The 2150-nt window shown below is 32.8% G+C and carries 2 protein-coding genes and 1 pseudogene; all 3 read left to right on the top strand.

The features are described 5' to 3' along the window. Nucleotides 1-412 (top strand): annotated as a pseudogene (locus tag ABZA26_RS13505) (FAD-binding molybdopterin dehydrogenase); the annotation flags it as partial. A gap of 36 nt (nucleotides 413-448) precedes the next feature. Continuing rightward, nucleotides 449-907, top strand: coding sequence for a (2Fe-2S)-binding protein (locus tag ABZA26_RS13500; RefSeq protein WP_372715021.1), 459 nt, complete (start codon nucleotides 449-451; stop codon nucleotides 905-907). Nucleotides 908-923: 16 nt separating this feature from the next. After that, nucleotides 924-2150, top strand: a 1227-nt coding sequence (locus tag ABZA26_RS13495; RefSeq protein ID WP_372715020.1) for a xanthine dehydrogenase family protein molybdopterin-binding subunit, incomplete at its 3' end; no start/stop codon positions are given.

The following is a 2150-nucleotide window of genomic DNA, read 5'->3' as shown; positions in this document are numbered from 1 at the left end:
CATTGACATAAATAAAAATGAAGTTTTAACAGAAATTTCTTTTAAATCAAGTAAAAAAAATATTTTTTCATATTTTGTTAAATTTGGTCTGAGGGAAGCTCTTTCTATTGTAGAAATTAGTGTTGCTGCAGCAATGGAAATATCAGATGATAACCTTTGTAAAGATGTAAAAATAACAATAGGAGCAATACAAAGACACCCAGTAAGAGCAACATCTGTAGAAAAAGAATTTATTGGAAAAGAACTGAATTTGGAAAATATCGAAAACTGTATAGAAAAAATGTCAGAATTTACGGCAAAGACCCTTTTAGAAACACCTTTTAAAGATTTAATACCTTATAAAAAGCAATGCATAAAGGGAGTTTCAAGAGAAGTATTTGAAGCAATTTATGATAAAACAGTTCAAAAATAGATTTTCAATAAGGAGACTAACATGAAAAAATTTAAAATGTCATTTAATTTAAACAATAAAGATGTTTACATAGAAGTTAATCCTAATAAGAGACTTCTTGACATGTTGAGAGAAGATTTTGGATTAACTGGAGTAAAGGAAGGCTGCAGTGAAGGTGAATGCGGGGCATGTACTGTTATTATGAATGGGGAAGCCGTTACATCTTGTACAATGCTGGCACCACAGGCTGATGGCAGTAGCATTATAACAATCGAAGGAATCTCCAAAGATGGGGAACTGGACGAGATACAGGAAGCATTTATAAAATATGGAGCTGTCCAATGCGGGTTTTGTACTCCGGGAATGGTCTTATCTATAAAAGCACTTTTAATGAAAAATTCAAATCCAAATGATGGAGATATAAAAGAAGCTATAGAGGGGAATCTATGCAGATGTACAGGATATAAAAAGATTATTGACGCAACAAAAGAAGTCGTTGCAAATTCTACTAAATAAAAGGAGGTATAGAATAATGAGTAATTTTGATGTAGTTGGAAAAAATGTAATTAAAAAGGATGCCATTTCAAAAGTTACTGGTAAAGCTCTTTTTTCTTCAGATTATGAATTTGAAAATATGTTGCATGCAAAAGTACTCAGAAGTGAAGTAGCTTCTGCAAAAATTATAAAAGTAGATATATCAAAGGCAAAAGAACTTTCTGGAGTGGTGTGTGTGTTGACTCACAAAGATATCCCAGGAGAAAATAGAGTGGGAATAATTATCAAAGATGAACCTGTTTTAGTTGAAGATAAAATAAGAAGATTTGGAGATGCAATTGCATTAGTGGCAGCTGAAACAAAAGAAATAGCTGAAGAAGCTTTAGGCCTAATAAATGTTGAATATGAAGAATTACCCATAGTAACAGATATATTTGAGGCAATGAAAGATGAGTCACCAAAGGTTCATGGAGATACAAATATATTGATGAAGAAAAATCTTATTAAAGGTAATGTTGAAGAAGCTTTTAAAAAATGTGACGTTATTGTAGAAAATGTATATAAAACACCAGTAGTAGCACATATGTTTATAGAACCAGAAGCAGGTATTGCAAAATTTGAAAAAGGAAAAATAAGTTTTTGGTGTTCTACTCAGAATCCACATTTTGACAGAGGAGAAGTTGCCAGGGTTCTTGCAATGCCACAAAGCATGGTCAGGGGTGTCCGTTCAGAAGTAGGAGGAGGATTTGGAGGCAAGCTAGATATATCAGTACAATGTCATATTGCATTACTAGCTTATTATACAAATAGGCCTGTAAAACTTGTTTTTTCAAGGGAAGAATCAATGAATGTATCTGCAAAGAGACATCCGCATATTATGAAGGTTAAGACCGGAGCAACTGAAGATGGCAAGTTATTAGCTATGGAGGCTGAGTTTTATGCAGATACAGGTGCCTATTCTTCTTATGGACCTGCAGTTGTATCAAGAGCTATGGTTCATGCAACAGGCCCTTATGAAATTCCAAATGTAAAAATAGAATCCACAATGATGTATACCAATAATCCAATGTGCGGAGCCATGAGGGGATTTGGTGTTCCACAAGTATCCATTGCTCATGAATCACAAATTGATATGATAGCTGAAAAATTAAATATTAGTTCCTTTGAAATAAGACTTATAAATGCATTAAAATATGGATCTAAAAATGCAAATAATCAAATTATGAATAATAGTATCGGAATTATAAAAACCTTAGAAGCAGCT

Source organism: Ilyobacter sp., from assembly GCF_041583315.1.
Classification (GTDB): domain Bacteria; phylum Fusobacteriota; class Fusobacteriia; order Fusobacteriales; family Fusobacteriaceae; genus Ilyobacter.
This window is presented reverse-complemented; position numbering and strand designations above follow the sequence as displayed.

What these genes read in the sequence shown, in the direction of transcription:
- ABZA26_RS13500 (WP_372715021.1), top strand. Translation starts at nt 449, where the DNA reads ATGTCATTTAATTTAAACAATAAAGATGTTTACATAGAAGTTAATCCT.